General features: G+C 57.1%; 5 protein-coding genes and 1 pseudogene. 2 read left to right on the top strand and 4 right to left on the bottom strand.

The window, feature by feature from the left end; genetic code table 11:
* The 3 genes and pseudogenes from mnmA to ACIOYV_RS33055 form a co-directional block, all read right to left on the bottom strand.
* Nucleotides 1-346: pseudogene (mnmA, locus tag ACIOYV_RS33065) on the bottom strand (tRNA 2-thiouridine(34) synthase MnmA); the annotation flags it as partial.
* 59 nt (nucleotides 347-405) lie between these two features.
* Nucleotides 406-852, bottom strand: coding sequence for an NUDIX hydrolase (locus ACIOYV_RS33060; protein WP_401330661.1), 447 nt, complete (start codon nucleotides 850-852; stop codon nucleotides 406-408).
* A gap of 178 nt (nucleotides 853-1,030) precedes the next feature.
* Nucleotides 1,031-3,256: an NADP-dependent isocitrate dehydrogenase gene (locus ACIOYV_RS33055; RefSeq protein WP_401330659.1), complete on the bottom strand. Its 2,226-nt coding sequence runs from the start codon at nucleotides 3,254-3,256 to the stop codon at nucleotides 1,031-1,033.
* A gap of 494 nt (nucleotides 3,257-3,750) precedes the next feature.
* On the opposite strand from ACIOYV_RS33055, the gene icd reads away from it, so the two are divergent.
* Nucleotides 3,751-5,007: an NADP-dependent isocitrate dehydrogenase gene (gene icd, locus ACIOYV_RS33050; protein ID WP_017339594.1), complete on the top strand. Its 1,257-nt coding sequence runs from the start codon at nucleotides 3,751-3,753 to the stop codon at nucleotides 5,005-5,007.
* A gap of 62 nt (nucleotides 5,008-5,069) precedes the next feature.
* On the opposite strand, the gene ACIOYV_RS33045 is transcribed toward icd, so the two are convergent.
* Nucleotides 5,070-5,351, bottom strand: a complete 282-nt coding sequence (locus ACIOYV_RS33045; RefSeq protein ID WP_401330655.1) for a cold shock domain-containing protein — start codon at nucleotides 5,349-5,351, stop codon at nucleotides 5,070-5,072.
* Nucleotides 5,352-5,576: 225 nt separating this feature from the next.
* Here ACIOYV_RS33045 and ACIOYV_RS33040 point away from each other — a divergent pair.
* On the top strand, nucleotides 5,577-5,795 hold a 219-nt coding region (locus ACIOYV_RS33040; protein ID WP_401330652.1), incomplete at its 3' end, for an ATP-dependent Clp protease adaptor ClpS.

Here is a 5,795-nt window from a genome sequence, read left to right as displayed (position 1 = left end):
CCTTGAACTTGATCTCGCGGTTACACATGATGTCCGTGATCGGCGTGCGACCGGCCTTGTATTCGGCCAGGAAGTGCTCGAACACGTTGTCCCAGTACTCGGCGGCGAAGTTGGCGGTGTGCAGCTTGATGCCGATTTTGTCGCACACAGCCTGTGCATCCGCCAGGTCGTCCATGGCGGTGCAGTATTCCGTTCCATCGTCTTCTTCCCAGTTCTTCATGAACAGGCCTTCCACCTCATAACCCTGCTCGATCAGCAGGAGAGCGGAAACGGAAGAGTCCACGCCGCCGGACATGCCGACAATGACGCGCTTCTTTTGTATGTCAGAAGGGGCTGGATCACGCATAGGGATTCAATGAGTGTCTTGAAAAAGGACGCGATTCTAACAGGCCGAAGCCCGCAAGGCTAAAGAGAAGGGCGGATCAGTTCGAGACCGAAGTGAAAGCCTCCCAGATAATCATCGATACAGCGGATGATCAGCTCACTGCGCCAGTTTGCGCGCTGTGCCATGAGTTCGTCACGGGTTAGCCACTTGGCGCCGACGATACCGTCGTCCAGTTGATAGTCGGGGTGGTGTTTCAGCGCCTTGGCGATGAAGCAGACCCGCTGATAAGTCACGCCGTTGCTTGGGGCGGTGTAGAGGTAAATCCCCACGATACCGGTCGGTTCGACGTCCCAACCGGTTTCCTCCAGGGTTTCACGCACAGCGGCTTCGATCAGGGTTTCGTCCGGGTCCAGGTGACCGGCGGGCTGGTTGAGCACCGTTCGTCCGCCCTTGGATTCTTCGACCATCAGGAAGCGGCCGTTGTCTTCGACGATGGTGGCGACGGTGATGTGGGGTAGCCAGGTCATGAAATATCCTCCGGTCATCAATCTGTAGGAGCGAGGCTTGCCCGCGAAGGCGGTGTGTCAATAACAATGATATTGACTGATACACCGTCTTCGCGGGCAAGCCTCGCTCCTACAAGTGTGGGGGGTGGAAAACAGAAACCCCGGCACTGGGCCGGGGCTTCTTTGCATCCTTACAACCTTAAACCAACGCAGCGATCGCAGCGTTGAAGGTGTTGCTCGGGCGCATGGCCTTGCTGATCAGATCGGCATTGGCGTGGTAGTAACCGCCGATGTCCACTGGCTTGCCCTGAACGGCGTTGAGCTCGGCAACGATGGTTGCTTCGTTCTCGGTCAGGGTTTTTGCCAACTGGCCAAACTGCGCTTGCAGTGCAGTGTCTTCTGACTGGGCGGCCAGGGCTTGAGCCCAGTACAGCGCCAGGTAGAAGTGGCTGCCGCGGTTGTCGATGTTGCCGACTTTGCGCGATGGCGACTTGTTGTTGTCCAGGAACTGGCCGGTGGCCTGGTCCAGGGTCTTGGCCAGAACCAGCGCCTTAGGGTTGTTGTAAGTCACACCCAGATGTTCAAGGGAAGCGGCCAGGGCCAGGAACTCACCCAGGGAATCCCAGCGCAGGAAGTTTTCTTCCAGCAATTGTTGAACGTGCTTCGGTGCCGAACCGCCAGCGCCGGTTTCGAACAGGCCGCCGCCATTCATCAGCGGGACGATCGACAGCATCTTGGCGCTGGTGCCCAGTTCCATGATCGGGAACAGGTCAGTCAGGTAGTCGCGCAATACGTTGCCGGTCACCGAGATGGTGTCCTTGCCTTCGCGAGTGCGTTCCAGGGTGAACTTCATCGCGTCGACAGGCGACATGATGCGGATGTCCAGGCCGGAGGTGTCGTGATCCTTCAGGTAAGCCTGAACTTTCTCGATCACCACGCCATCGTGAGCGCGCATCGGGTCCAGCCAGAAAATGGCCGGGGTTGCGCTTGCACGGGCACGGTTGACGGCCAGTTTGACCCAATCCTGGATCGGCGCGTCTTTGGTCTGGCACATGCGGAAGATGTCGCCGGCTTCAACCGACTGTTCCAGCAGCAGGGCGCCTTTGCTGTCAGTGACGCGAACGACACCGTTGGCCTTGATCTGGAAAGTCTTGTCGTGGGAACCGTACTCTTCGGCTTTTTTCGCCATCAGGCCAACGTTTGGCACGCTGCCCATGGTGGTTGGATCGAAAGCGCCGTTTACCTTGCAGTCTTCGATGACAGCCTGGTAGATGGTGGCGTAGCAGCGATCCGGGATCACAGCCTTGGTGTCGTGCAGCTGGCCGTCGGTGCCCCACATCTTGCCGGAGTCACGGATCATTGCCGGCATCGAGGCGTCGACGATAACGTCGCTCGGCACGTGCAGGTTGGTGATGCCTTTATCGGAGTTGACCATGGCCAACGACGGACGAACGGCGTAGACCGCCTGGATGTCCGCTTCGATCTGTGCTTGTTGCTCAGCCGGCAAAGCCTTGATGCGAGCGTACAGGTCGCCGATGCCGTTGTTCAGGTTGAAGCCGATCTGCGCCAGCACATCAGCGTGCTTGGCCAGTGCGTCTTTATAGAACTCGGCAACGATCTGGCCGAACATGATCGGGTCGGAGACCTTCATCATGGTGGCTTTCAAGTGAACCGACAGCAGCACGCCTTTTTGCTTGGCGTCTTCGATCTCGGCGGCGATGAAGCTGCGCAGGGCGTTTTTGCTCAGTACCGCGCAATCGAGGATCTCACCGGCTTGCACGGTGGTTTTTTCTTTCAGGACGGTGGTGGTGCCGTCTTGAGCGATCAGTTCGATTTTAACGGCGTCAGCGGCGTCGATCAGGGCGGCTTTTTCGCTGCCGTAGAAATCACCGGTGCTCATGTGCGCGACGTGGGACTTGGAGTCCGCAGCCCAGGCGCCCATTTTGTGCGGGTGCTTGCGCGCATAGTTCTTGACCGACAGCGGTGCGCGACGATCGGAGTTGCCTTCGCGCAGGACCGGGTTAACGGCACTGCCCTTGATCTTGTCGTAACGCGACTTGGCTTCTTTATCGGCCTCTGTAGTCACGGTTTCCGGGTAGTCCGGCAGTGCAAAGCCCTGGGCTTGCAGCTCGGTGATCGCGGCTTGCAGTTGCGGAACCGAGGCGCTGATGTTCGGCAGCTTGATGATGTTGGCTTCAGGCGTAACGGCCAGGTCGCCCAGTTCGGCGAGGTGGTCGGCTACGGCTTTGTCACCCAATTGCTCGGGGAAGCTGGCCAGGATGCGCCCTGCAAGAGAGATATCGCGGGTTTCCACGGCGATATCAGCGGAGGCGGTGAAGGCCTCTACGATAGGCAACAGTGAATAGGTGGCGAGGGCTGGGGCTTCGTCGGTGAAGGTATAGATGATCTTCGAGCGGGTGGGCATATTCGGATTAACTCTCTCTTCTTTGCTAAAGCGTGCGCCGAAACTCGAGGGGCGCCGGGTAAGCGCGTTCGTTCAAAGTCATCCATGAGCCGAATGTCGAGATTTCTTCGCGGTGATGTTGGGTGCATCAGTCGAGCGTCAAGCGGGTGGACTGCGGTAACAGTCCGGCTTCAATCTGGCTGAAAGTCTCGTAATAGAGAGCTTGGCCTTTGTGACCCTTCGGTCAGCGGCGGCATTATACATAGGTAGCTGGCAATCTGCCGATGGTTCATATGCAACGATTCTCGTCCATTGGTCTAAAGGTCGCAGGGGAGCGGGCGGCGTAGAGTCTTGCACCGTGCTTGAGTTTGGCGCTTTTCCCTTTGCTTTCAGGCTTGTAGATCACGAACTGCACAGCTTTGCGGCAGATGGGTGGAACATAGGGTTTGCGCGCCGATTTAACTGGGGTACGCTCGAACGAAGCCAGATGTTCAATCCAAACAATGGAGTTCAGCATGGGATACAAGAAGATTCAGGTTCCAGCAGTCGGCGACAAAATCACCGTCAACGCGGACCATTCTCTCAATGTTCCTAACAACCCGATCATCCCCTTCATTGAAGGCGATGGCATCGGTGTTGATATCAGCCCGGTCATGATCAAGGTTGTCGATGCTGCTGTTAAGAAGGCTTACGGCGGCGAGCGCAAAATTTCCTGGATGGAAGTCTACGCCGGGGAAAAAGCGACTCAGGTTTACGATCAGGACACCTGGCTGCCTCAGGAAACCCTGGACGCAGTCAAGGATTACGTGGTTTCCATCAAGGGCCCTCTGACCACCCCGGTCGGTGGCGGCATCCGTTCGTTGAACGTGGCCCTGCGTCAGCAACTCGACCTTTACGTCTGCCTGCGTCCGGTACGCTGGTTCGAAGGCGTGCCAAGCCCGGTCAAGAAGCCAGGCGACGTCGACATGACGATCTTCCGCGAGAACTCGGAAGACATCTACGCCGGTATCGAATGGAAGGCCGGCTCGCCGGAAGCGACCAAAGTCATCAAGTTCCTGAAAGATGAAATGGGCGTCACCAAGATCCGTTTCGACGAAAACTGCGGCATCGGCATCAAGCCGGTTTCGCTGCAAGGCACCAAGCGCCTGGCGCGCAAGGCCCTGCAATACGTGGTCGACAACGATCGCGATTCGCTGACCATCGTGCACAAAGGCAACATCATGAAGTTCACCGAAGGTGCCTTCAAGGAGTGGGCCTACGAAGTGGCGGCTGAAGAGTTCGGCGCGACCCTGCTAGATGGCGGTCCGTGGATGCAGTTCAAGAACCCGAAAACCGGCAAGAACGTCATCGTCAAGGACGCCATCGCCGACGCCATGCTCCAGCAGATCCTGCTGCGCCCGGCCGAGTACGACGTGATTGCAACCCTGAACCTGAACGGCGACTACCTCTCCGACGCCCTGGCGGCTGAAGTGGGCGGTATCGGTATCGCGCCAGGTGCCAACCTGTCCGACACCATCGCAATGTTCGAAGCGACCCACGGTACTGCGCCGAAGTACGCCGGCAAGGACCAGGTCAACCCGGGTTCGCTGATCCTGTCCGCCGAAATGATGCTGCGGCATATGGGCTGGACCGAAGCGGCCGACCTGATCATCAAGGGCACCAACGGCGCGATTTCTGCCAAGACCGTGACCTATGACTTCGAACGCCTGATGGAAGGCGCCAAACTGGTATCTTCTTCCGGCTTCGGCGACGCGCTGATCTCGCACATGTAAGACATCAGCAACAAAAAAAACCGCCTTCGGGCGGTTTTTTTATGACTGGATGATCGGGTGCGTCAGTTCGATACCTTTTCATGATGAGGCAAGGGCGTGGCGTGTTCATGCTCAACAGACGCTGCCGTGATCTTCACCGCGTGCAGGCCTTTGGGGCCCTGGACGATCTCGAAATTGACGGCTTGTCCGGCCTTGAGGGTCTTGTATCCGTCCATCTCGATGGCCGAAAAGTGGGCAAAGAAGTCGATTTCTTTACCGTCCTCGTCTTTGCCTTCCCGGGCATGGGTATTTATGAAGCCGAACCCCTTGGCATTGTTGAACCACTTGACCTTGCCGACTGCCATGCTCATATCCCTCTGCAACAGACTCCATCACTGGAGTATCATCCAGTACATCCGCAGTCGAATCTCATAAATAAGATTGACTCCGCGGACCTTTTTTACCCACTGTGGGCTCTATTGGTTGTAACACCGTTTTCCCGATAGTCAAGGTGACTGGGCAGTCGGAGTTGAAATCGTTGATAGCCGCCCCCACCACTGTATTTGCACAACTGACGAACCTTTCTTTCCATGCATGCAATCAGCCAGATTCGACTAACATTCAATCAGGATCGCCCGACTCTCCAGAAAGATCTCCCGGAGGAACACGACGACGATTCCGCAGGCATTGCTGTTCAGGAGGCTAAGCCTGCTTTACAGGCGCCGCCGATGTACAAGGTGGTTTTGTTTAATGATGACTACACACCGATGGATTTCGTCGTCGAAGTGCTCGAGGTGTTTTTTAACCTG

Origin of the sequence: Pseudomonas sp. NPDC087342, from assembly GCF_044744265.1 — a bacterium.
Classification (GTDB): domain Bacteria; phylum Pseudomonadota; class Gammaproteobacteria; order Pseudomonadales; family Pseudomonadaceae; genus Aquipseudomonas; species Aquipseudomonas nunensis.
The sequence above is the reverse complement of the archived record's forward strand: the minus strand, read 5'-3'. Positions and strand labels throughout refer to the sequence as shown.

Excerpts from the sequence above, each read along its gene's own strand:
- ACIOYV_RS33055 (WP_401330659.1), bottom strand. The coding sequence starts at position 3,256 with ATGCCCACCCGCTCGAAGATCATCTATACCTTCACCGACGAAGCCCCA.
- icd (WP_017339594.1), top strand. The coding sequence starts at position 3,751 with ATGGGATACAAGAAGATTCAGGTTCCAGCAGTCGGCGACAAAATCACC.
- ACIOYV_RS33060 (WP_401330661.1), bottom strand. The coding sequence starts at position 852 with ATGACCTGGCTACCCCACATCACCGTCGCCACCATCGTCGAAGACAAC.
- ACIOYV_RS33045 (WP_401330655.1), bottom strand. The coding sequence starts at position 5,351 with ATGGCAGTCGGCAAGGTCAAGTGGTTCAACAATGCCAAGGGGTTCGGC.